Source organism: Streptomyces dysideae (assembly GCF_001514305.1).
Lineage (GTDB): Bacteria > Actinomycetota > Actinomycetes > Streptomycetales > Streptomycetaceae > Streptomyces > Streptomyces dysideae.
Genome location: NZ_KQ949108.1, coordinates 80,910 through 102,265, shown reverse-complemented (window position 1 = coordinate 102,265; position 21,356 = coordinate 80,910). Strand labels below are relative to the sequence as shown.

The window sequence follows — 21,356 nt, the reverse complement described above, 5'->3', positions numbered from 1 at the left end:
GCCGTCCGCCGCAGGCAATTGTCCGTTCTCACGGGCGGCCAGAACATCCTTCAAGGCTTCCGCCTTGAACAGGGAGGCAGTGCCTGTCAGGCATAGTACCTTGCCTTTCTTGCGCCCTGTGTCTCGCGCGTATCGCGCGTACTCATTCCGCTGGAAAACGCCGCACAAGCCACTGCCCGCACGTCCGCGGAAATTCGAGCAGGGCGAACACCCTGTCGTGGTCCTTCAGAACGGCGAGCGGCCGGGCGGGCCAGGGGGCCCTCAGCATGCGCGTGGGGAGCAGTGGCACCGCCTCGGCACGGGCCAGACAGGCGTCGTACGTCGCCCGCCCTATCCTGTGAAGCCCGGAGCGCCTTTCGCCCGGTCAGGCGAGCGTCACCTCGACCGGCAGCCTCTTGATGCCGTTGACGAAGTTGGAGCGGACCCGCGGCACGTCGCCCACCAGCCTGATGTCCGCCAGCCGTGGGATCAGTTCCTCGAACATGATGCGGATCTCGGTGCGGGCGAGCAGGTTGCCCAGGCACAGGTGCGGGCTGCCCTTGCCGAAGGTGACGTGGTCGTTGTCGGCGCGGGTGACGTCGAAGTCGTACGGGTTGCCGAAGACCTCCTCGTCGCGGTTGCCGGAGGCGAACCACATGACGACCTTGTCGCCCGCCCTGACCCGCTTGCCGCCGAGTTCGACGTCCCGGGTGGCGGTGCGGCGGAAGTGGTAGACGGGGGAGGCCCAGCGCAGGAACTCCTCGACCGCCACCGGGATCAGGGAGGGGTCCTCCTGGAGACGGGCCAGCTGCTCGGGGTGCTGGAGGAGGGCCAGCATGGAATGGGTGATGGTGTGGCGGGTGGTCTCGTTGCCGGCGACCACCAGGAGCAGGAAGTAGTTGTCGAAGTCCTGCGGGGAGAGCGGGACCCCGTCGCGCGGGGTCGCGTTGACGAGGCGTGAGACCAGGTCGGTGCCGTCGCCGCCGCGCCGCTGCCGGGCCAGCTCACGTCCGTACTCGAAGACTTCGATCGAGGCGGGCGAGCGGAACGGCAGGTCGCGGTACTTCTCGCTCTCCGCGCTGTGCAGGAGCACGTCCGCGTAGTCGGGGTCGGTGTTGCCGATGATGCGGTTGCCCCAGTCGATGAGCTGCTGGTTGTCCTCCGGCGGTACGTCCAGGAGGCGGGCCAGGACGTTGATGGGGAAGTCCGCGGAGACGTCGGCGACGAAGTCGAAGGCGCCCTTGGCGAGGGCCGCGTCCAGCGTGGTCGCGGTCAGGCCGCGCAGGAAGTCGGTGTAGCTGTTGATGACGCTCGCCCCGAACTGGCGCTGGATCACGCTGCGCAGGGCGCGATGGCGGACGCCGTCCAGTTCGAGGATCGAGGCACGTTTCTTGATCTGGTTCTCGTCGACCTCTTCCAGGTTGACGAACTTCGTCGAGGTGAAGGTCTCGGCGTCGCGGTCGACGCGGGCGATGTCCGCGTGCCGGGTCACCGCCCAGAAACCGGAGTTGGGCGCCTCCTCCGGCTGCCAGTGCACCGGGTCCTCGTGGCGCAGGGTGTGGAACATCCGCCACGGGGTGACCCCGTCGGTGAAGTTGTCGAGGTCGGCGAGGTCGACGTCGGCCAGCGGCATCGGTTCGTTCACGGCGGGGGTCAGGATCTCGGTCATCGGTGGCTCCAGGGCGTCACGGGCGGCGGACGTGGGTGGCGGTCACAGGTGGTAGGCGTACTCGGTGAACTCCCAGTCGGTGACATGCCGTTGGAAGCGCTCGACCTCGTTGCGCTTGTAGGTGAGGAAGGAGGTGGTGAAGTCCTTGCCGAGCAGATCGGTCAGGGCGGTGTCCGCCTCCAGGGCGTCCAGCGCGGCGGACAGGTCCGTCGGCAGCACGGCCGACCTGGCCGTGTCGTAGCCGTAGCCCTCCAGCGGCGCCGGTGGCTCCTCGCCCGCCTGGACGCCGAGCAGCGCGGCAGCGACCGTGCCCGCGATCAGCAGATACGGGTTGGCGCTGGCGTCGCCGAGCCGCAGTTCCAGCCGGGCCCCCGAGCCGCGCTCCGGCGGGATGCGGAGCATGGCGCTGCGGTTGTCCAGACCCCAGTCGATCAGCCAGGGCGCGAGGGTGTCGGGGCCGAAGCGTTTGTACGAGTTGACCGTCGGGTTGGCCAGCGCGGCGAGCGCGGGGGCGTGGGCGATGACGCCGGCGACGGCGTGCCGTGCGGTGGTCGAGAGGCCGTAGGCGCCGGCCGGGTCGTCGAAGGTGTTGCGGCCGTCGGTGTCCTCGCAGGACAGATGGAGGTGGAAGCCGGAACCGCCGGCGTCTCCGAAGGGCTTGGCCATGAAGGTGGCGAGCCTGCCCTCCTTGCGGGCCAGCTCCTTGACGGAGGCCTTGAAGCGGAACGCCCGGTCGGCGGCGTCCAGCGCGTCGGAGTGGGTCAGGTTGATCTCGTACTGGCCGCCGTCGAACTCGTGGTTCCCGGCGACGACACCGATCCCCAGGTCGCGCAGGCTCCGCAGGGTGCGCAGCAGATGGTTCTCCGGGTCGGCGCGCAGACCGGCGGTGTAGACGGCGCCGGTGGTCTCCGGGGCCCGGCGCCAGCCGGTCGGGGTGCCGGGCGCGGGCTCCAGCAGGAAGTACTCCAGCTCGGGTCCGACCACGGGCCGCAGCCCCAGCTCGGTGCACCGGGCCAGCACGAAACGCAGCAGGTCACGCGGTGACTCGGGGGCGTGCGTCCCGGTCGCCGGGTCGGTGACCTCGCCGAGACAGGTGGCGACGCCGGGCTCCCAGGGCAGCACGGCCAGCGTGGACAGGTCGGGGCGTACGGTCACGTCCGGCAGGCCCGCGTCCAGGCCGCCCGCGACCGGGACCACGTCGCCCTGCGGGGAGGTGTGGTACACCGCCTTGCAGAAGGCCAGGCCGTGCGCGCAGGCCGACGCCAGATGGTCCAGCAGGACGTCACGGGCGCGATCGGTGCCGATGAGGTCGGGGTAGACGACCCGGACCACGTCCACGCCCTCGGCGGCGAGCCGCTCCATGTGCCGGCGGATGTCTGGGGTGTCGTGAGAGCTCACCGATGTCTCCTCGGGCGGATGGGGAAGGCGGCGTGAGAACGACGGGGGCTGTCGTTTGAACCCGAACGGTATGGAGGGGATTCGTCGTCCCGCAAGGGGGTGGCCCAAGAAATTTATCCACCTGGACAGGTATTGACCAGGACTCGGCGGGTTCCTATCTTGTTTGAAGCCAAACGAGTCAGGGGTTCGGTTCCCTTCCGGTTCTCGCACCCCTTTGGCCACGGGGCCCGGCCGGCCGCAGGCCGGCCGGGCCCTCCCACCCCCTAGGAGGACCGGCCATGAAGGTCGTCGTCGACATGAACAAGTGCCAGGACCACGGCCAGTGCGTCTTCGCATCCCCCGACGTCTTCTCGATGGACGACGACGGACACCTGGCCTACGTCCCCGACCCGGACGACGCACTGCGCGACGAGGTCGAGGAAGCCGCGGACGTCTGTCCCCTGCAGGCCATCCGGATCGAGGGCTGAGCCCCGTGACCGGACGCATAGTCGTCGCGGGCGCCTCGATGGGCGGCCTGCGCGCGGCGGAACAACTGCGCGCGGCGGGCTGGACCGGCGCGGTCACCGTCGTGGGCGACGAGCCGCACATGCCCTACAACCGGCCGCCGCTGTCGAAGGAAGTCCTCGCCGGCAAGGCGCCCTTCGAGTCGCTGGCCTTCACACCGAAGGCGGCTGCCGCCGATGTGGAGTGGCGGCTCGGCACGAAGGTCGTCTCCGCGCGCCTTCGCGAGCGGGCGGTTGTGCTCGAAGACGGTACGTCTCTCTCCTACGACGGACTCGTCGTCGCCACCGGCATGCGGCCCCGACGACTGCGTTGTCCCGGGCCGGTCACCGGCCGCCACACGGTCCGTACCCTCGCCGACGCGCAGGGCCTGCGGGACGAGCTGACCAGGCCGGGCGTGCGCGTGGTCGTGGTCGGCGCCGGATTCATCGGCTGCGAGGTCGCCGCCACGGCTGTCGGGCTCGGTGCCGCCGAGGTGACCGTCGTGGATCCGCTGGCCCTGCCCATGGTCGGGCCGCTCGGCGAACTGCTCGCCCGCGCGCTGCTCAAGCGGCACGAGGAACGCGGGGTGCGGTTCCGGCTGGGTGTCGGTGTCGCAGGGTTCGAGGGCCTCAGTCGTGTGACGGGGGTGGTGCTGAGTGACGGCACCGTGCTGCCCGCCGACGTCGTGGTGGAGTCGGTCGGTTCGGTCGCCAATGTGGAGTGGCTGGACGGCAACGGGCTCGATCTCTCCGACGGGGTGCTCACCGACGTGTGGCTGCGGGCCGGCGGGCGTCCCGATGTGGTCGCGGTCGGTGACGTGGCCCGTTTCCCCAACGCCCGCTATGACGGCGTACCCCGCCGGGTCGAGCACTGGTCCATCCCGACGGACACGGCCAGGCACGCGGCGAAGACGCTGGTCGCTCATCTGGGCGGTGGGGACGTGGAGTTGGCGCCCTTCGCGCCGTTGCCCACCTTCTGGAGCGATCAGCACGACTTCCGGCTTCAGTCGTTCGGTGCGCCCGGTCTGGGTCTCGATGACGTACGGGTCCTGGATGGCGGCCCGGACGGTGACGTTCTCGTCGGTTACCACGTCGACGGCCGGCTCGTCGGCGTCGTCGCGCTCGGCGGCCAGGCGGCCGCGATGGGCGCCGCCAAGTATCGCGCCCAGCTGCTGAAGCAGCCCGCCCTCACTGTGTAAGGAGCCTCAAGTGGCCGGTGTTCGTGGTTACTTCCATCCCAAGACGGCGAGCGGTGCCTCGTCGCTGATTCCGTCGCCGCCGTGGCGTTACTCCGGTGATCTGCTGACCGTCGAGTACCGCACGGATCCCTCGCGGGTGCGGGAACTGCTGCCCGAGCCGCTGGAGTTGGCCGACGAGGATCCCGGTGCGGTCGCTCTCATCTGGGCCGACTGGCAGTCGTGCTCGGGGGCGGGGAGCGAGCTGCTCGATCCTGTGCTGTCCCAGTACAAGGAGGCCTTCGCGGTCGTCCGGTGCAAGTACGAGGGGCGGACGTACTCGCGGTGCGTGTACATCTGGGTGGACAAGGACTTCGCCATCGCGCGGGGGCTGCATCAGGGGTATCCGAAGAAGCTCGGGTCCATTCATCAGACGCGGCCGCATCCTTATGGGCCCGCTCCGCGGATCGAGGCGGGGGCGCGGTTCGGGGCGACGCTGGCGGCGGCGGATCGGCGGTTGTCCCAGGTCGTGGTCACCCTGCGGGAGCCGTCCGAGACCAACGGGTTCGTCAACGGGCATCCGATGGTTCACCATCGCTGGCTGCCGTCGATCGAGAAGGGGAAGGGGCTCGCTCTTGATGAGCTGATCGAGTCGGGGGCGGACTCCTTCGAGGGCGGTCAACCGTGGGTTGGGGATGCCGAGTTGGAGCTGTTTGAGGCGCCTACTGAGGAGTTGGCTCGGCTGGAGGTCCGGGAGCCGATTGCTGCGTATTACCGGCAGGTGGGGGTCGTCTGGGACGGGGGGCGGCTGCTGGAGTCCGGGACGTCCGGAGCGTCTGCCGGGTGATGCCGGTGGGTGCCTGCGGGTCCGTTGTGGCTGGTCGCGCCCACACGGCGGAGCCGCATGTCGATACAGCCCCGCGCCCCTCAGGTGAGTGATCTACCCCTTCGTTTCAACTGGAGCCCTTCTCATGGCTGACAAGATCGCTGTTGGCGGTGTTTCCGTCGACACCCGGCACTGGATCGGCGGCCGGCGCGTCGCCTCCTCCGGCACCTTCCCCGACGTCTCGCCCATCGACGGCACCACCCTCGGTGAGATCTCCCGAGGTACGCCGAAGGAGGCCGCCTCTGCCGTCGCCGCCGCCAAGGCCGCCTTTCCCGCCTGGGCCGCCACCCCACGTGCCGAACGTGCCCGCATCCTCCACGCCATCGCTGATGGTGTGGAGAAGCGGCTCGAAGAGCTGGCCATCGTCGAGACCACCGACAACGGTGCCCTTCTTCGCTCCCACCGTCGTGGTGTCATGCCCCGCGTCGCCCACAACTTCCGTTTCTTCGCCGACTGGTTGCTGTCCCTGGACCACGACGACTTCGACACCTTTCCATCAGGCGGCTCCGCCGCCGGGCGCGGCCACACCAACCACGTCTCATGGGACCCGGCCGGCCCCTGTGTGCTGATCACGCCGTGGAACGCCCCGCTCATGCTGGCCACCTGGAAGGTCGCACCGGCCCTCGCCGCCGGTGACACCGTGGTCCTCAAGCCCGCCGAGTGGTCCCCGCTCACCGCCTCCCTGCTCGCCGACATCGCCGCCGAGGCCGGGCTGCCCGCCGGGGTGCTGAACGTCGTCCAGGGGTACGGCGCCGAGATCGGCGACGCCCTCACCTCGCACCCGGATGTACGCCGGATCAGCTTCACGGGATCGGTGCCGACCGCTCAGCGCATCGCCGCGTCGGCCGCCGCCAACCTCACCCCGCTCAGTCTCGAGCTCGGCGGCAAGTCACCGCTGTTGGTGTTCGCGGACGCCGATCTGGAGCTGGCCGTCGACCTCGCGGTGGAGCAGTACGACAACGCCGGTCAGGTCTGTCTCGCCGCCACCCGCATCCTCGTCGAGGAGCCGGTCGCCGAGGAGTTCACGCGCCGGTTCACGGAGAAGGCCGCACGGCTCACGCAGGGCGACCCGCGGGACGCGGCCACCGACGTCGGGCCCAACATCCACCCCCGCCAGCTGGAGAAGATCGACGGCTTCGTGCAGCGGGCTGTCGCGGCCGGGGCCCGTGCGGTCATCGGCGGGCACCGCAGCGACGGGCAGTACTACGCGCCGACCCTCCTCACCGACGTGGCCCAGGACTCGGAGATCGTCCAGGAGGAGGTCTTCGGGCCGGTCCTCACCCTCCAGACCTTCGCCGACGAGGACGAGGCGGTCCGGCTCGCCAACGACACCCGGTTCGGGCTCGCCGCCACCGTCGCGACCGGCGACCAGGCGCGCGCCGACCGGGTCGGTGCCCGGCTCGTGGCCGGCACCGTCTGGGTCAACTGCTTCTTCGTACGCGACCTCCAGGCACCCTTCGGCGGCTCCCGGCAGTCCGGGGTCGGCCGCGAGGGCGGTACCTGGAGCTTCGACTTCTACTGCGACCTGAAGAACACGGTGACCGCGCCGAAGGGATGGACGGACCATGGGTGAGATCGTCGGGGCGGGGCTGCTCGCCCATGTCCCCACCATCGTGCTGCCCGACGCCGACCGGCTCGACCTCAACGAGGGCAAGGAGATCACCCTGGTCACCGGGCTCCAGCAGCTCCGGAAGGACGTCTTCGAGCGCGATGCCGCCAACGAATACGACACCGTCGTCGTCCTCGACTCCCACTGGGCCACGACCGTCGAGTTCGTCGTCGCCGCCCAGCAGCGCCGCGCCGGTCTGTTCACCTCCGAGGAACTGCCGCGCGGTATGTGCCGGATGCCGTACGACTTCCCGGGTGACCCCGAACTCGCCCGCAACGTGGAGAAGTTCGCCGACAAGCACGGCACCTGGATCACCGCGATCGACGACGACTACCTGCCGATCTACTACGCCACCATCAATCTCTGGAAGTTCCTCGGCGAGGGCCTGCCGGACAAGCGGTGGGTCACCATCGGTGTCTGCCAGACCGGTGACATGGAGGACCATCTGCGGCTCGGGCGGGCCCTGGCCGACGGTATCGCCGCCACCCCGGGGCGCCGGGTCCTGCTCATCGCCTCCGGGGCGCTCTCGCACACCTTCTGGCCCCTGCGCGAACTGCGTGACCACGAGGCCAGCGACCCGGCGCACATCTTCACGCCGGAGGCCCGCGAGGCCGATCAGGAGCGCATCGCCTGGTTCAAGGAAGGCCGCCACGACAAGGTCCTCGACACCATGGACGAGTTCTGGACGTACAAGCCCGAGGCGAAGTTCTTCCACTACCTGATGATGGCCGGTGCCCTCGGCGAACAGGCCTGCGTCGCCAAGGCCCGGCAGTACGGCGAGTACGAGAACTCCATCGGCACCGGTCAGGTGCACCTGTGGTTCGACCGGCCCGCCGACGGCTGGACCGCACCCCTCAACCCCGTACAGGAGCCCGCCCATGCCTGAGTACCGCCGCATCCTCCTCGACGGCGCCGTCGTCGAAACCGTCCGGGACGGCGACGAACTCGTCGCCGGAGACGGCCGCCGCGTCAAGATCGAGGACGCCCGGCATCTGCCTCCGGTGGTTCCCTCCAAGGTGATCGCCGTCCACCTCAACCACCGCAGCCGTGTCGACGAGTTCCGGATCGAACTCCCGGATGCCCCGACCTACTTCCACAAGCCGACCTCCGCCCTCAACTCCCACCAGGGCGCGATCGTCCGGCCCGAGGGCTGCAAGTGGCTCAACTACGAGGGTGAGGTCGCCATCGTCATCGGGAAGACCGCGCGGAACATCTCGCAGCGCGAGGCGGGGGAGTACATCGCGGGCTACACCGTCGCCAACGACTACGGCCTGCACGACTTCCGCGACACCGACGCCGGCTCCATGCTGCGGGTGAAGGGCTCCGACACCCTCTGCCCGCTCGGCCCGGGCCTGGTCACCGACTGGGACTTCCACGGCAAGCGGCTGCGGACGTACGTCAACGGCGAGGTCGTCCAGGACGGTTCGACCGACGAGATGAAGTGGGACATGCACTATCTCGTCGCCGACATCGCCCGCACCATCACCCTGTACCCCGGCGACGTGCTCCTGTCCGGGACCCCGGCCAACTCCCGGCCCGTCCGGCCCGGCGACGTCGTGGAGGTGGAGGCCGAGGGTCTCGGCAGGCTCACCAACCACATCGTGACCGGTCCGACCGCGATCCGTACCGACGTCGGCGCGCAGCCCACCGAGTCGGAGGAGGTGCTGTCCACCGCGCTCGGCGGCGACTGGGAGTTCCGTGGCATCCGCCCGCCCAGGCGCTGAAGCACACACCCGGACGCGGGTAGGGTCGCGCACATGACCGCATCCGCCGAGGGGGCCGAGGGCCGCGAGCCGCGCAAGCGCATGAACTACGGGGAGGGCCGCGAGGCCCTGCTCAACGCCGCCGTGCGGGTCGTGGCACGGGGCGGGCTGCGCAAGCTCACCTACCGGGCGGTCGCACAGGAGGCGGGCACCACGCACGGACTGGTCGTCCACCACTTCGGCTCGCGCGACGCGCTCATCGAGGAGGCCCTCGCCCACGCGATCCGCACCTCGGTGAACACCAGCGCGCTGGAACCCGGCACCGGCAAGGTCGCCGACTTCTCGGTCGGCCTCTCGGACATGGTCACCGCCGATCCGGACACCCAGGCCTTCCAGTACGAGCTGCTGCTGGAGTCCCGGCGCCGCCCCGAGCTGCTGCCGCAGATCCGCGCCCTCTACGACACCTACTTCGCCGCAACCGAGCGCGAGCTGTCCCGCATGCTCCCCGACGACGCCGGACAGCCGCTGACCCGGCTGGTCTTCGCTGCCCTGGACGGCCTCGTGCTGCACCAGCTCGTCTTCGGCGAGACCGAGACCACCGACGCGGCCGTCGAGGAGCTGCGCGGGCTGCTCCGGCTGCTCGACGCCGACGGCGACGACAGCCCGGAGAACGGCGTCTGACCTGCGGTTTCCGGGTCCTGGACGTGTGTCGTCCAGGGCCTTTTCCGTCGCCGTATTACGCCCCGATGACAGCCCCGTAAGAGCCCGGCCCAGGCCCCGGAAATCTTGGTGCCACCCCTTGTCAAACGGATAGTTCCAGCCCATTATGAGGCAACTCGTTTGGCCTGAAACGAAGTCCCCCTTCCCCTCCCTGGCAGGTGATCCGAGTGGACAGTCAGACGGCGGTCCCCATCAAGCAGACCGCGCCCGACGCCCCCACCGCAGGCAAGCTCAAGCCCAACTCGCTCGGCGTGCTGGGCATCCTCTTCTTCGTCCTCTCCGCCCAGGCGCCCCTGACCGGCGTCGCGGGCGCCGTCCCCATCGCGGTGGCCATCGGAAACGGCGCCGGCGCCCCCGCCGCCTATCTCGCCGCCGGTCTGATCACTCTGCTGTTCTCGGTCGGCTTCGTCGCCATGGGCCGGCATGTGGTGGACGCCGGGGCCTTCTACCGGTACATCGGCAGGGGCCTCGGCCGGAACCTCGGCAACGGCAGCGCCGGGATCGCCCTGTTCGCGTACTGCGCGATCCAGGCCGCGATGTACGGGCTGTACGGGGCGACCGTGAGCGGCCTGCTCGCGCACTACACCGGGTTCGACGCGCCCTGGTGGGTGTGTGCCCTGGTCACCATGGTGATCGTCCAGGTGCTGGGAGCCGCGGGCATCGAGATGGGCGCCAAGGTGCTGGCCGTCTTCGTGCTGGCCGAGTTCAGCATCCTGAGCGCCTTCGCGGTCGTCACCCTCGCCAAGGGCGGCGGACCCGAGGGGCTCGGCTTCGCGGACACGTTCTCGCCGGGCGCGGCCCTGCAGGGCGCCCCGGGTGTGGCGCTGATGTTCGCCGTGGCGTCGATGATCGGCTTCGAGGCCACCGCGATCTACGGCGAGGAGGCGCGTGAGCCCCGCCGGACCGTCCCCCGGGCCACCTACGCCGCCGTCGCGCTGGTCACCGGCTTCTTCGCCTTCGCGTCCTGGATGCTGATCTCCTCGTACGGCGCCTCCAAGGCGACCGAGGCGGCCGGGCAGGCGCTGGCGGGCGGCGACTCGACCACGTTCGTCTTCGCCCCGATCGCCGCCCAGTTCGGCACCTGGGTCAACGACGTCCTGCCCATCCTGCTGGCCACCTCCCTCTTCGCCGGCATCCTCGCCTTCCACAACTCCGCCAACCGCTACCTGTTCTCGCTCAGCCGCGAGGGGCTGCTGCCGGGCAGGCTGTCGGCGATCAACCGGCGGCACTCGCCCGGAGCCGCGGGCGGCGTACAGACCGCCGTCGCCGTCTGTCTGGTCGTGCCGTTCGCGCTGGCCGGCAAGGACCCGGTGCTGACGCTGTTCTCGTGGGGGAGCGGGGTCGCGGTGCTGTCGATCATGCTCCTGTACTTCCTGACGTCGGCCTCGGTCGTCGCCTTCTTCCGGCGGGAGCGTCTGGACACCCGACCCTGGAACACGCTGATCGCCCCGCTCCTGGGGGCCGTCGGGATCGCCGGTGCCATCTGGCTGATCCTCGAGAACTTCACGACCCTCATCGGCGGCGACCGGACGACTGCCCTCTGGCTCGAACTGACCGTCCCGGCCGTGCTGGTCCTCGGCATCGCCGCGGGCCGGCTGAAACGGCCGGTGCGTCAGTAGGCCGCGTGGGCCACCTGGTCGAGGAACCCGTCGACTAGGTGGCCGGCGTTCGTTCGGGCCGTCGGCTCCATGGTCCGGGTGTGGGCGAGCAGTTCGTCGGGGTCGATCCCGTGCCGTACACAGTCCTCCGCACCGCCGAGATCGAGCCAGCCGCCCACCATCGCGGTGGTGATCTCCGGATGGAACTGCACACCGAGGCTCCGCCCGAGCCGGAACGCCTGCACACACACGGAGTTCCGGGCCAGCACCTCGGCGCCGGGCGGCGGGACACAGCGGTCGTGGTGCCACTGGAACCACGGGCCGGAGCCGACCAGGGAGGGGTCGGCCGTATCGATCCCGGTCCAGCCGATCTCGGCCTGGGGAGCGGGTGCGACCGAGCCACCGAGGGCGGTCGTCAGCGCCTGCGCGCCGAAACAGACGCCGAGCACGGGGACACCGAGGTGGTGCGCCTCGCGCAGCAGTGCCAGCTCGCCGCCCAGCCAGCGGCCGACCGCCGTCTCGTCGTACACCGACCAGGGCGCGCCGAGCGACACGATCACATCCCAGCCGTCGGCGTCCGGGAAGTCGAAGGACACGTCCGGGGTGTGATGCCGGTCCTCAGGCACGACCGTCACGGTGGTGAGGTCGTAGCCACGCTCGGCGAGCCGGTCGCCGACCAGGCCGGGCTCCGTGACGTGTTCGTGCCGGATGACGAGTGCGCGCACGGTGGGTGCTCCTTCCGGGGCCTTGTCGTTGTCTCATGCCGATCATATCGTTTGAACTCAAATGTTCAGTCTGGAGGCCTCGTATGCCCGACGTCACCCACGAGGAATGGCTGCGCCGCGCCAAGTCCCTGGAGGTGTCCGGCGCCCACCACATCGACGGCGCCGACGAGCCCGGCGGGGGAGCGGGCTACGCCGTCGTCTCGCCCCGGGACGGCCAGGTGCTGGCGCGGGTCGCCGACGGCGGCGTCGCCGAGGTGGACGCGGCCGTCGCCGCCGCCCGCCGGGCCTTCGACGCCGGGCCCTGGCCGCGCCTCGCCCCCGCCGAGCGCGGCCGGGCGCTGCTCCGGATCGCCGACCTGCTCGAAGAGCGGCGCGCGGAACTCGCGCTGACCATCAGCCTGGAGATGGGCAAACCGATCACCGACGCGTACGACATCGAACTGCGCGCCGCCATCACCACCTTCCGCTGGTACGGCCAGCTCGCCGACAAGCTCACCGACGAGTCCCCGCACACCGCCCCCGACACCCTCGCCCTCGTCACCCGCGAACCGGCCGGCGTCGTCGGCGCGGTCGTGCCCTGGAACTTCCCGCTGACGCTGGCCGGCTGGAAGGTCGCCCCCGCGCTCGCGGCCGGCTGCACGGTCGTCCTGAAGCCGTCGGAGAACTCACCGCTGTCCGCCCTCCTGCTCGGACGCCTCGCCACCGAGGCCGGGCTGCCGCCGGGCGTCCTCAACGTCGTCAACGGCGACGGACCGGTCGCCGGGCGGGCCCTCGGGCTCCACCCCGACGTCGACGTCCTGGCCTTCACCGGCTCCACCGCCGTCGGCCGGCACTTCCTGCACTACGCCGCCGACTCCAACCTGAAACGCGTCTGGCTCGAACTGGGCGGCAAATCACCCAACATCATCCTCCCCGACGCCCCCGACCTGGAACGGGCCGCCGCCACCGCCGCCTGGGGCATCTTCTTCAACCAGGGCGAGATGTGCACCGCCCCCTCCCGGCTGCTGGTGCACTCCTCCATCGGCGACCGCGTCACCGAGGCCGTCGTACGCCGGGCCCGTGAACTGCGCGTGGGCGACCCCCTCGACCCGGCCACCGAGATGGGCGCCCTGGTCGGCGAGGCCCACCTGAGCCGCGTACAGGACCACATCGGCACCGGCCTCGCCGAGGGCGCCCGGCTGCGCACCGGCGGCGAGCGCACCCTCACCGACACCGGCGGCACCTACCTGGAGCCGACCGTCTTCGACGGCGTCGACCCCGGCATGCGGCTGGCCCGCGAGGAGATCTTCGGCCCGGTGCTGTCCGTCCTCGCCTTCGACGACCTGGACGAGGCGGTACGGCTGGCCAACGCGACGGAGTACGGTCTCGCCGCCGGCCTGTGGACCTCCGACCTCTCCACCGCCCACCAGGTCTCCCGCGCCCTCAAGGCCGGGACTGTCTGGGTCAACTGCTACGAGGAGGGCGATCTGACCGTCCCCTTCGGCGGCATGAAGCAGTCCGGCAACGGGCGGGACAAGTCCGGCCACGCCCTGGAGAAGTACACCGAGCTCAAGACCACCTGGATCCAGCTGTGACCCGGCCCCTGATCGCGATCCCGGCCCGCTTCGCCGCCACGACGTCCGCGCTCCGGTACGCCGCCGAGGTCAACGCCCGCGCCCTGATCGAGGCGGTGTGGCGGGCGGGCGGCGAACCGGCGAGCCTCCACCCGGCGGACGCCGACGCCGCCGACGTGGCGGCCCGGCTCGCCCGCTTCGACGGCGTTCTGCTCCCCGGCGGCGGCGACCTCGCCCCGCACCGGTACGGCGCGACCGACACCCACTCCGCCGTGTACGACGTCGACGACCTCCAGGACGCCTTCGATCTCGAAGTCGCCCGCCAGGCACTGCAGTTGGGCCTGCCCCTGCTGGCGGTCTGCCGTGGTCTCCAGGTCGTGAACGTCGCCCTCGGCGGCAGCCTGGAGCAGGACATGGGCGGCCCCGAGCGCGAGCACCGGCATGTCGTGCACCCGGTGGCGATCAGGAGCGGCACCCTGCTGGAGCAGGCGGCCGGCGCGGAGAAGGTGGAGGCCTCCTGCTACCACCACCAGCGCGTGGACCGCCTCGGCACCGGACTCACGGTCACCGCACACGCCGCCGACGGGACGGTGGAAGGGCTCGAACTCCCGGGCGGGGCAGGCTGGTTCACGGCAGTCCAGTGGCACCCCGAGGACACCGCGCACACCGATCCCGTACAGCAGTGCCTCTTCGACGCGCTGGTCCGGGCCGCCGACCGCTGAGCCTCAGGCCTTCGGCCTGCGCCCGCTGCGCCGCGGTGCCGGTTCGGCTCCGTCGAGCAGGGCGAGCCTGCGCTCCTCGCCCTGCTCCTCCACCTGGAGCACCACCCGGCGCAGCCCCTCGGCGACGGTCCGGCACTCCTCGTCGCTGAGCCGCCCGGCGACGAAGGCCTCCTCCTCGTTGAAGGCCGGGAACAGGTGCCGCATCAGCTCTTCGCCCTCCTCGGTCAGGCTGAGCAGGACCAGCCGGCCGTCGCTGGGATGCCCGGCCCGCTGCAGCAGGCCCCGCCCCTCCAGTGTCCGCGCGACCCCGGTGAGCGTCCCCTTGGAGATACCGGCCTCCTCCGCGACATGCCGGGTCTCCGACTCGCCCCAGACCCAGACCACCCAGAGCACCACGAACGCCGTCCAGGTCAGATCGGCCCCGCGCAGCACGGAATTCTCCAGGTGCTGCCGGACTGCCGAGGCGGCGCGGTAGATGTTGGCGACGACGGCCATCTGCTCCCGCCGCAACGGGATGCCGCCGAGCTTGGCCGCGGCCAGCTTCTCGGCTTCGGTGATGGATCGTTGGCCGGGCATGGGCACTCCTTCGGCCGCGGGGGCGTCGGACGGCGGTGTCGTTCGGACTCAAATTGTACGAAGGTGCAGGCGGCCGGGGAGTACACGGTCGCCGCAACTCACCGCCGATGTCGAGTTGTGGGTCGCCTTGGTCCGGCTCGACACCGTGCACCACCACCGCCTCGACGGCACCGCCGCGCGCCGCATCGCCGACCACCCCGCCCTCCGGTCCTGCACCCGCCGCCTGGCCGCTCACCTCGACCCGCCGCGAGGTCAGTCCTGCCAGTCGAGCTGATGCTCGGGCGTGCCCACCGATCTCCCGTACGCGACGGCTTCGGCGCGGCCCGCTTCGTCTCCGCGCCGGTAGCGGAAGACCTTGCCGGCGAAGACGACCACGTGGTCGTCCCCGGCGCCGAAGTCGACGTACCAGCCGAGCTCGGGCGCCAGCGCGTCGGCGAACGCCTCCGCGAGCCCGTCCACGTCGCCGTCGGTCTCCCACTCGACGAACGTCCACACCTGCGGCTGCCCGTCGGCCGAACTCGCGGACAGGTCCACCCGGCTGACCTTGCGCAGGCGCAGTCCGGGCGGCTCGAAGGCGGCGCCGGGGCGGAGGCTCTCGCCGATGAGGTATCCGGTGATCACGTGCGATGCACTCATGCCCCGAAGGTATCGGCCACCACTGACATTGATACTCATGGCGGGTTCCGGTGGTCGTGGCTCTGCCACTGACTGACACCCTGCTGGGTTGTCTTCCGGTTGTACCGTCCGGCTGCCGGGGCCCGTTCAACCGGTCCCCGAGCTCGATGACCACGGCATGGGCCGCGGACGTCTCCCTCCCCCGAAGGCGACGTCCGCGGCCGCTCCCCCCGGTGCCGGACAGTGGTCCGTGCGTCCGGGTGCGGCGGGTCCGTGCTGTCACCAGCACATGACCGCTGTCTCTCCAGAACCCCAGCTGGAGTACAGGCGCACCCGGACGAAATAGCGGCGGCCCTTGACCAGTCGGGCCTTGACGGTGGCGTTGTGCGGGGTGCCGCCGTCGTCCTGGGCGGTGAGGAAGCGGGGCTCGTCGTCCCGTTCCTCGAAGACCACGACGACGGTGTCGCTGTCGCCGAACGTGCCCACGGTGTACTCGCGGGTCTCCGGCGGCTCCACCGTGAAGTCGGCCTGCTCACCCGGGCCGAGGCGCAGCGGCGCCGAGCGGAACGGCGCCAGCGCGGGCGGCCGATGGGGGTCCCCACGGTCGAGCGTGTTCGAGACTGGGGGAGGACCCACCGGCGGATACCAGCGCAGGACGAATTCCTTGTCGGCCGGGGAGAGCGTGCCGGGCGGGTTCAGGCCCGCGCGGAACTGCTCCGGCTCCAGGATCAGCCCGGCCGAGAAGGGGTACTCCATGATCGAATGCGGGTCCCAGACGGACCCGTTGACCTCGCGCGGGTCGAGCTTGCGCAGGATGTTGAAGAACGTCTTGTCCCGGCTCCAGAAGTTCGGGGGCCCGGCGAGGTCGGCGAACACGGCCTCGTCGTCCCAGTGGATCCCGGCGAACGGGCTCTGGTGCTCGTGCAGCATGCCGAGCGCGTGCCCGATCTCGTGCAGGGCCGTCCCGCGCTCCCCGGGCACGGTCAGGTCCCAGCCGAAGTTCATGGTGCGTTCGTTCAGGCCGAGGTGGAGCGCGTCCTTGCCGAGCGTCGACCAGGAGCCGTCGCCGAGCTGGAACCCGATGCGCAGTTCGGCCTCCGACCGGTCGCCGACCTCGGCGAACGTCAGCCCGATGCAGAGGTCCTGCCACTCCTGGAAGCACTCGCGGACGACGTCCCGCTGCTCCTTGGCGCCGGCCCACGGCACCCGCCGGGCCTTCCCGGTCTCCGGGTCGGGGATCACGGACGCGTCGGAGTCGTGGTCGAAGAAGTGGTAGTGGAGCACGGTGCCGTTGACCCACATCCGGTGCCCGCCGACGAGCGCACTGAGCCGCTCGGCGGCCAGCCCCGGTGCGAAGGCGGGGGCCGGCTGCTGCGCGAGGGAGCAGTAGCGTGCGGTCATGCGCCAAGGGTGCCGTCGGGCGTCGCCGGGCGCCTGAGTCGGGGGCTACTCAAGTCGTGGTGTATCAGGCGTGAGTATGCGTGCTCCTGTATGCGTGACGACTTTTGCGCGGGACGCGAAGACGCTGGACATGCCCTGGCCGTTCACCGGCCGGGACAGCGAACTCGACCTGGTCCGCCGGTCCTTGGCCGCGGGCCGGCACGGCATCGTGATCACCGGCCCGGCGGGCTGCGGCAAGACCAGGCTCGTCACCGAGGCTGCCCGAGGTACCGACTGCGCCAAGGTGGCCGGCACCCCGGAGACCCGGCAGCTCCCCTTCGCCGCGTTCGCGCACCTCGTACCCGAGACGGTCTCCCTGCACCGGGCCGTCCAACTCCTGTCCGGCGTACGGCTGTTGCTGGTCGACGACGCCCATCTGCTCGACGACGCCTCCGCCGCACTGGTCCACCAGCTGGCCGTGCACGGCCGCACCCGCCTCCTGGTCGTCGCCACCGACGGCGCCCCCGTGCCCGGCGCGGTCTCCCGGCTGTGGACCGGAGAACTGCTGCCCCGCCTCGCCCTGGAGCCGCTGCCCCGCGAGGAGACGGCCCAGCTGCTGGCCACGGGAGCCGCGGGCGGCGCGGGCCCGGAGCCGCTCACCGTCAACCGGCTGCACCGCCTGTGCGAGGGGGACCTGCGGCTGCTGCGCGACCTCGTGGGCGCCGTGCGCGAGCGCGGACTGCTCACCAGTCTCCCGGAGTCGGACACATGGGCCTGGCGTGGCCTGGTGCCGCTCACCGCGACCGTACGGGAACGCACCGCGCACCTCCTCGACCGCACCCGCCCCGAGGAGCGCGACACCCTCGAACGCCTCGCCTTCGCCGAGCCGTTGCCGCTGCCCCTGGACGAACTCGACCTGCACGCCCTCGAACACCTCGAGGCCGATGTCCTGGTCCGCGTCGACGACCACGGCGCCGTCCGCCTCGCTCACGCCCTGCACGGCCCGGTGCTGCGGGCCGCCGCCGGCCGGCTGCGGGCGAGGCGGCTGTCCCGTACGCCGGATCAGTACGGGCCCGCCCTGGACACCGAGGCGGCCGCGCTGACCCGGCGTGTCGAGTTGGCGGACGTCAGGGAGACGGCCGCGCCCGTGGGGGAGTGGCTGGTGGCGGAGGGCGCGCCGGTGCCCGGCGGTTACGCGGCCGTACGTGCGCGGCTTGCGCGGCTGCGCGGGGAGCTGCGGGAGGCCGCGGCGTGGGCGCGGGAGGGGCTGCGGGGCGGCGGTGACCATCCGTCCTGCCGCCTCGAACTCGCCCTCGCCGCAGCACAGTCGGGCGAGGTGACCCTCGCCCACCAGGTACTGGGTGGCCGCCCCCACGGGGGTGGGGCGGCCACCTGGCTCGCGGCGGCGCGCGGCGACCTCGACGCGGCCGTGCGGACGATCAACGGCGATCCCTACGACGCCGTACGCCTCGGCGTCCCCGAGCGGGCCGCCGGCCGGCTGACCGGCGTCTTCGCCGCACACGCCGACGCGCTGGCCCGCGGCGACGGTCCGGCCCTGGACCGGGCCGCCGCACAGCTGGCGGAGCGCGGCTTCCTGCTCTTCGCTGCCGAGGCGCACGCCCAGGCCGTACGCGCCCACCGTGACCCGCGCGCCGCCCGCACCGCACGCACGCGTGCCGTCGCGCTGGCCCGCCGCTGCCAGGGCGCCAGGACGCCGGCACTGAACGGACTGGTCCTCGGCGAACTCACCGCCCGCCAGCGGCAGATCGTCACCCTCGCGGCCGCCGGCCTGAGCAACCGGCAGATCGCGGAGAAGCTCACCCTGTCCGTCCGTACCGTCGGCAACCACCTCTACAGCGCGTACGCCCGCCTCGGCGCCGGCGACCGCGGCGCACTGCCGTGGCTGATCGAACTGCCGACCGCGCAACCGGCGTAACCGCAGGTCAAGCCGCCCCGAACGCCGAGAACGCCCACCCCGTCGCCTGATGTGGCGCGTCCCCCGGCATCGCCGCCCGCGCGTCCCGCAGCGCCTCCGCCAGCGACAGGCCGGCGCTCAGCCCCTTGTGCAGCGCGAGCATCAGCGGCACCACCGCGGCGTCGTTCACCGGCGCGCTGCACGCCACCACGCCGGCCGTGCCCAGCGGCAGCAGGGCGGTGACCAGGCCGAGCAGCTCGTCGGCGCCGACCGAGGCGAAGCGGGCGGTGTCGCAGCAGGAGAGGATGATCCGGTACGGGCTGCGGTCCAGGCGTTCGAAGTCATGGACGATCAGCGGCCCGTCGGCCATCCGCAGCGACGAGAACAGCGGGCTGTCCACGCGGAAGTCGCCGTGCGACGCGATGTGCGCCAGAGCCGCACCGTCGAGCTCCTCCAGCACGCGTGCCACGCGCGCGTCCTCGTGCTCCAGCACGACCGAACCGCCGTACCGGCCGGCCAGTTCGGGCACCTCCGCGCCACCGGTCGCCAGCCCCGGTCCGCGCACCAGCACATGGCGCCCACCGGCCGGTGGCTCCGTCTCCCGGGCCCGCAGCCAGCTGCTCGCCGACGGCGACACACTGAGCACCCGGTCCCGCAGCGACGGCAGCAGCGCCCACGGCACGCGGTGCAGCCGACCCGGTGGTACGACCACGACCGGGCCGTTGCCCAGCTGCGCCGCCGCCGGACCGAGCAGCAGCTCCTCCAGACGGCGCCCCATGGCCTCCACCACCGGCAGCCGCCCCTCCGCGCCCGGATGCGCCAGCCGTCGCAGCGCGGCCTGCACATGCTCGGCCTCACGCTCCGCCGCCGCCAGCAGCCCGGCCTCGAACCGCCGCACCCGCCCCTGCCCGCACAACAGCACCTGCACCCGCCCGTCCAGCACGGCGAGTTCGGCCAGCCGTACGTCGCCGCCCAGCCGGTCCAGCAGCCGCCCGAGGTCGAAGCGGCCACCGTCGCCGGGCGAGTCGCCGCGCATGTGCAGAGTGCGGGAGCGGATCTCCCGTTCCAGACGCCGCTGTTCACGGTCCAGCACCGAGATGGGACGGCCCTCCATACGGGCGGCGCCCGCGCGGGCCGCGATCTCCCGGAACGCGGTCAGACTGCCCTGCAGCACCGGGTCGGCCGGCGGGCGGGTCGGCGGCGCCGACAGCGCGGTGGCCCGCCAGCGCTCGCTCCACACCAGCAGCCGCCGGGGGCTGCCCGAGTCGAGGCTGGCCTGCTGCGCCAACGCGGCGAGTTCCGCGCCCTGTTCGGTGGCGCGGGCCCGCAACTCCGAGGCCCCCAGCGTCATCCGGTGATCGTCGAGCACGTCCAGACCGCGCCGGCACGCCTCCAGCACACCCCGGCCGGAACCGGCGGCCCGCGCCCGCAGCGCCTGCGCCGCCCAGCCCGTCATCCGCGCCAGCGGCGGCCCGCTGCGTCTGCTGCGGGCGGCGACGGTCAGATGCCGCTCGGCGTCCTCCCTCCAGCCCAGCGTCAGCGCGATCCGGCCCGCGAGCAGCGCCGCCTCTGGAGCGGCCGGCGCGCCGAACGACGCCAGTCGGTCGGCGACCGCGGCCGCGTCCGCGACCAGCCGCCCCGAACTGCGCCCGGCGGCGACCCGTGCCTCGATCAGCACCAGCCGGGCATGCGTCTCCCACCAGGTGCGCCGCTGCCCCGCGAACAGCCGTACCGCCATGTCCGCGCGCGCGATCGCCGTGTGCGCGTCACCCGCCCGCCGCGCGGCCCGCGCCGCGGCCAGCAGCAGCTCCGCCTTGCGGGTCGACTGACCGCCGATGCCGTCGAGCACCGCGATCGCCGCGTCCGCCTCGGCCAGCGCCTCAGGGGCCAGCCCCGCGGCCATCAGCACCTCGCAGCGCCGGATGTTGAGCATGAACGTCGGCGTGCCGAGCTTGGCGTACCGCTCCTCCGCCTCGTCGAGCAGCCGCAGCGCCACCGGGATGTCGCCCGCCCGGAACGCGGCAAGCCCCCGGCTCTCCACGGCGTCGGCCTTGTCGTGCTCCTGGCCGGTGGTGTCCCACAGCGCCTCGGCCGCCGTGAAGTCGGCGTCCGCCCGGTCCACCGCGCCGAGCGCCAGATGCACGGTCGCGCGCAGGGTCAGCGACCGTGCCGTCCAGATGACGTCGTCCGCCTGCCGGAACGCGGGAATCGCCCGGCGTACGTCGTCCAGTGCCTGGCGGTGCTGGCCCAGCACCCACTGGGCGTAGGCCCTCCGGAACAGCACACGCGCGCGCGTGTGCGCGCTGCCCCGCCCGACACCCCGCTCCATCTCCGCCAGGCCCTGCCGGGTACGGCCCGCGTGGATCAGCGCCACCCCGAGCGCGGACAGGACGTCCGCCTCCTGGTCGGGCGACTCCGCACGCACGGCGAAGCCGCGGGCGCGCCGCAGATGGGCCAGGGCCAGCCGTATGTCGCCGAAGTCCCGCTGCCAGATCCCGATCACCTGATGGGCGACGGAGGCGTGCAACGGCGACGGATCGTTGTCGAGCACCCCTTCCGCCCGAGCCAGAGCCTCGTTGGGGGCGGCGAACACCATCGGCAGCAGTTCGAGAACCGGGTCGCTTCCCGCTGTCACTCCACGGATGGTAGTG

18 protein-coding genes are annotated in these 21,356 nt (G+C 71.8%); 11 read left to right on the top strand and 7 right to left on the bottom strand.

The window, feature by feature from the left end; genetic code table 11:
- Nucleotides 1-364: 364 nt before the first annotated feature.
- Both AQJ91_RS37780 and AQJ91_RS37775 read right to left on the bottom strand, forming a co-directional pair.
- Nucleotides 365-1,648: a cytochrome P450 gene (locus AQJ91_RS37780; protein ID WP_067031101.1), complete on the bottom strand. Its 1,284-nt coding sequence runs from the start codon at nucleotides 1,646-1,648 to the stop codon at nucleotides 365-367.
- Nucleotides 1,649-1,690: 42 nt separating this feature from the next.
- Nucleotides 1,691-3,010 (bottom strand): glutamine synthetase family protein, encoded by a 1,320-nt coding sequence (locus tag AQJ91_RS37775; RefSeq protein WP_407696986.1) that lies wholly within the window; start codon nucleotides 3,008-3,010, stop codon nucleotides 1,691-1,693.
- A gap of 314 nt (nucleotides 3,011-3,324) precedes the next feature.
- Here AQJ91_RS37775 and AQJ91_RS37770 point away from each other — a divergent pair, with 314 nt between their 5' ends.
- The 8 genes from AQJ91_RS37770 (at nucleotide 3,325) to AQJ91_RS37735 (ending at nucleotide 11,240) form a co-directional block, all read left to right on the top strand.
- Entirely contained in the window at nucleotides 3,325-3,513 is a 189-nt protein-coding gene (locus AQJ91_RS37770) for a ferredoxin (RefSeq protein ID WP_037676691.1), read from the top strand.
- A 5-nt stretch (nucleotides 3,514-3,518) separates the two neighbouring features.
- Complete coding sequence (locus AQJ91_RS37765; protein WP_067031094.1) at nucleotides 3,519-4,727, top strand: NAD(P)/FAD-dependent oxidoreductase; 1,209 nt, start codon at nucleotides 3,519-3,521, stop codon at nucleotides 4,725-4,727.
- Between the two features lie 10 nt (nucleotides 4,728-4,737).
- Nucleotides 4,738-5,550, top strand: a complete 813-nt coding sequence (locus AQJ91_RS37760) for an acetoacetate decarboxylase family protein (protein WP_067031091.1) — start codon at nucleotides 4,738-4,740, stop codon at nucleotides 5,548-5,550.
- A 124-nt stretch (nucleotides 5,551-5,674) separates the two neighbouring features.
- The gene (locus tag AQJ91_RS37755; protein WP_067031088.1) at nucleotides 5,675-7,162 is read left to right on the top strand and encodes an aldehyde dehydrogenase; all 1,488 of its coding nucleotides are present in this window, start codon (nucleotides 5,675-5,677) and stop codon (nucleotides 7,160-7,162) included.
- Nucleotides 7,155-8,084, top strand: a complete 930-nt coding sequence (locus AQJ91_RS37750; protein WP_067031085.1) for a 3,4-dihydroxyphenylacetate 2,3-dioxygenase — start codon at nucleotides 7,155-7,157, stop codon at nucleotides 8,082-8,084. The genes AQJ91_RS37755 and AQJ91_RS37750 overlap by 8 nt, the downstream gene beginning before the upstream one ends.
- On the top strand, nucleotides 8,077-8,922 hold the full coding sequence (locus tag AQJ91_RS37745; RefSeq protein WP_067031083.1) for a fumarylacetoacetate hydrolase family protein: 846 nt from the start codon (nucleotides 8,077-8,079) through the stop codon (nucleotides 8,920-8,922). The genes AQJ91_RS37750 and AQJ91_RS37745 overlap by 8 nt, the downstream gene beginning before the upstream one ends.
- A 33-nt stretch (nucleotides 8,923-8,955) precedes the next feature.
- Nucleotides 8,956-9,582, top strand: coding sequence for a TetR/AcrR family transcriptional regulator (locus AQJ91_RS37740; RefSeq protein WP_067031080.1), 627 nt, complete (start codon nucleotides 8,956-8,958; stop codon nucleotides 9,580-9,582).
- Nucleotides 9,583-9,788: 206 nt separating this feature from the next.
- A complete protein-coding gene (locus AQJ91_RS37735) occupies nucleotides 9,789-11,240 on the top strand; it encodes an APC family permease (protein WP_067031077.1) in 1,452 nt (483 codons plus the stop codon).
- On the opposite strand, the gene AQJ91_RS37730 is transcribed toward AQJ91_RS37735, so the two are convergent.
- Complete coding sequence (locus AQJ91_RS37730; RefSeq protein WP_067031074.1) at nucleotides 11,234-11,944, bottom strand: type 1 glutamine amidotransferase; 711 nt, start codon at nucleotides 11,942-11,944, stop codon at nucleotides 11,234-11,236. The two genes, AQJ91_RS37735 and AQJ91_RS37730, sit on opposite strands and share 7 nt — an antisense overlap.
- 83 nt (nucleotides 11,945-12,027) lie before the next feature.
- On the opposite strand from AQJ91_RS37730, the gene AQJ91_RS37725 reads away from it, so the two are divergent.
- Together AQJ91_RS37725 and AQJ91_RS37720 are read left to right on the top strand one after the other, a co-directional pair.
- Nucleotides 12,028-13,518: an aldehyde dehydrogenase gene (locus AQJ91_RS37725; protein ID WP_067031071.1), complete on the top strand. Its 1,491-nt coding sequence runs from the start codon at nucleotides 12,028-12,030 to the stop codon at nucleotides 13,516-13,518.
- On the top strand, nucleotides 13,515-14,219 hold the full coding sequence (locus tag AQJ91_RS37720; protein WP_067031068.1) for a gamma-glutamyl-gamma-aminobutyrate hydrolase family protein: 705 nt from the start codon (nucleotides 13,515-13,517) through the stop codon (nucleotides 14,217-14,219). The genes AQJ91_RS37725 and AQJ91_RS37720 overlap by 4 nt, the downstream gene beginning before the upstream one ends.
- A 3-nt stretch (nucleotides 14,220-14,222) precedes the next feature.
- Here the strand turns inward: AQJ91_RS37720 and AQJ91_RS37715 are convergent, their stop codons facing one another.
- The 3 genes from AQJ91_RS37715 to absR1 all read right to left on the bottom strand — a co-directional run bounded on the left by AQJ91_RS37715 (nucleotide 14,223) and on the right by absR1 (nucleotide 16,811).
- Complete coding sequence (locus AQJ91_RS37715; protein ID WP_067031065.1) at nucleotides 14,223-14,795, bottom strand: MarR family winged helix-turn-helix transcriptional regulator; 573 nt, start codon at nucleotides 14,793-14,795, stop codon at nucleotides 14,223-14,225.
- A 252-nt stretch (nucleotides 14,796-15,047) separates the two neighbouring features.
- Nucleotides 15,048-15,431, bottom strand: coding sequence for a hypothetical protein (locus tag AQJ91_RS37710; RefSeq protein ID WP_234383280.1), 384 nt, complete (start codon nucleotides 15,429-15,431; stop codon nucleotides 15,048-15,050).
- 258 nt (nucleotides 15,432-15,689) lie between these two features.
- Nucleotides 15,690-16,811, bottom strand: a complete 1,122-nt coding sequence (gene absR1 / locus AQJ91_RS37705; RefSeq protein ID WP_067031058.1) for a beta-glucuronidase AbsR1 — start codon at nucleotides 16,809-16,811, stop codon at nucleotides 15,690-15,692.
- Between the two features lie 76 nt (nucleotides 16,812-16,887).
- Here absR1 and AQJ91_RS37700 point away from each other — a divergent pair, with 76 nt between their 5' ends.
- Nucleotides 16,888-18,726: a LuxR family transcriptional regulator AbsR2 gene (locus AQJ91_RS37700; protein ID WP_067031055.1), complete on the top strand. Its 1,839-nt coding sequence runs from the start codon at nucleotides 16,888-16,890 to the stop codon at nucleotides 18,724-18,726.
- A gap of 7 nt (nucleotides 18,727-18,733) precedes the next feature.
- On the opposite strand, the gene AQJ91_RS37695 is transcribed toward AQJ91_RS37700, so the two are convergent.
- Nucleotides 18,734-21,301 carry a CHAT domain-containing protein gene (locus AQJ91_RS37695; RefSeq protein WP_067031174.1) on the bottom strand — a complete coding sequence of 856 codons (2,568 nt, stop codon included), beginning with the start codon at nucleotides 21,299-21,301 and terminating at the stop codon, nucleotides 18,734-18,736.
- Nucleotides 21,302-21,356 lie beyond the last annotated feature (55 nt).

Excerpts from the sequence above, each read along its gene's own strand:
- AQJ91_RS37780 (WP_067031101.1), bottom strand. The coding sequence starts at position 1,648 with ATGACCGAGATCCTGACCCCCGCCGTGAACGAACCGATGCCGCTGGCC.
- AQJ91_RS37775 (WP_407696986.1), bottom strand. The coding sequence starts at position 3,010 with ATGGAGCGGCTCGCCGCCGAGGGCGTGGACGTGGTCCGGGTCGTCTAC.
- AQJ91_RS37770 (WP_037676691.1), top strand. The coding sequence starts at position 3,325 with ATGAAGGTCGTCGTCGACATGAACAAGTGCCAGGACCACGGCCAGTGC.
- AQJ91_RS37755 (WP_067031088.1), top strand. The coding sequence starts at position 5,675 with ATGGCTGACAAGATCGCTGTTGGCGGTGTTTCCGTCGACACCCGGCAC.
- AQJ91_RS37750 (WP_067031085.1), top strand. The coding sequence starts at position 7,155 with ATGGGTGAGATCGTCGGGGCGGGGCTGCTCGCCCATGTCCCCACCATC.
- AQJ91_RS37745 (WP_067031083.1), top strand. The coding sequence starts at position 8,077 with ATGCCTGAGTACCGCCGCATCCTCCTCGACGGCGCCGTCGTCGAAACC.
- AQJ91_RS37740 (WP_067031080.1), top strand. The coding sequence starts at position 8,956 with ATGACCGCATCCGCCGAGGGGGCCGAGGGCCGCGAGCCGCGCAAGCGC.
- AQJ91_RS37725 (WP_067031071.1), top strand. The coding sequence starts at position 12,028 with ATGCCCGACGTCACCCACGAGGAATGGCTGCGCCGCGCCAAGTCCCTG.
- AQJ91_RS37715 (WP_067031065.1), bottom strand. The coding sequence starts at position 14,795 with ATGCCCGGCCAACGATCCATCACCGAAGCCGAGAAGCTGGCCGCGGCC.
- AQJ91_RS37710 (WP_234383280.1), bottom strand. The coding sequence starts at position 15,431 with ATGAGTGCATCGCACGTGATCACCGGATACCTCATCGGCGAGAGCCTC.
- absR1 (WP_067031058.1), bottom strand. The coding sequence starts at position 16,811 with ATGACCGCACGCTACTGCTCCCTCGCGCAGCAGCCGGCCCCCGCCTTC.
- AQJ91_RS37700 (WP_067031055.1), top strand. The coding sequence starts at position 16,888 with ATGCGTGCTCCTGTATGCGTGACGACTTTTGCGCGGGACGCGAAGACG.
- AQJ91_RS37695 (WP_067031174.1), bottom strand. The coding sequence starts at position 21,301 with ATGGTGTTCGCCGCCCCCAACGAGGCTCTGGCTCGGGCGGAAGGGGTG.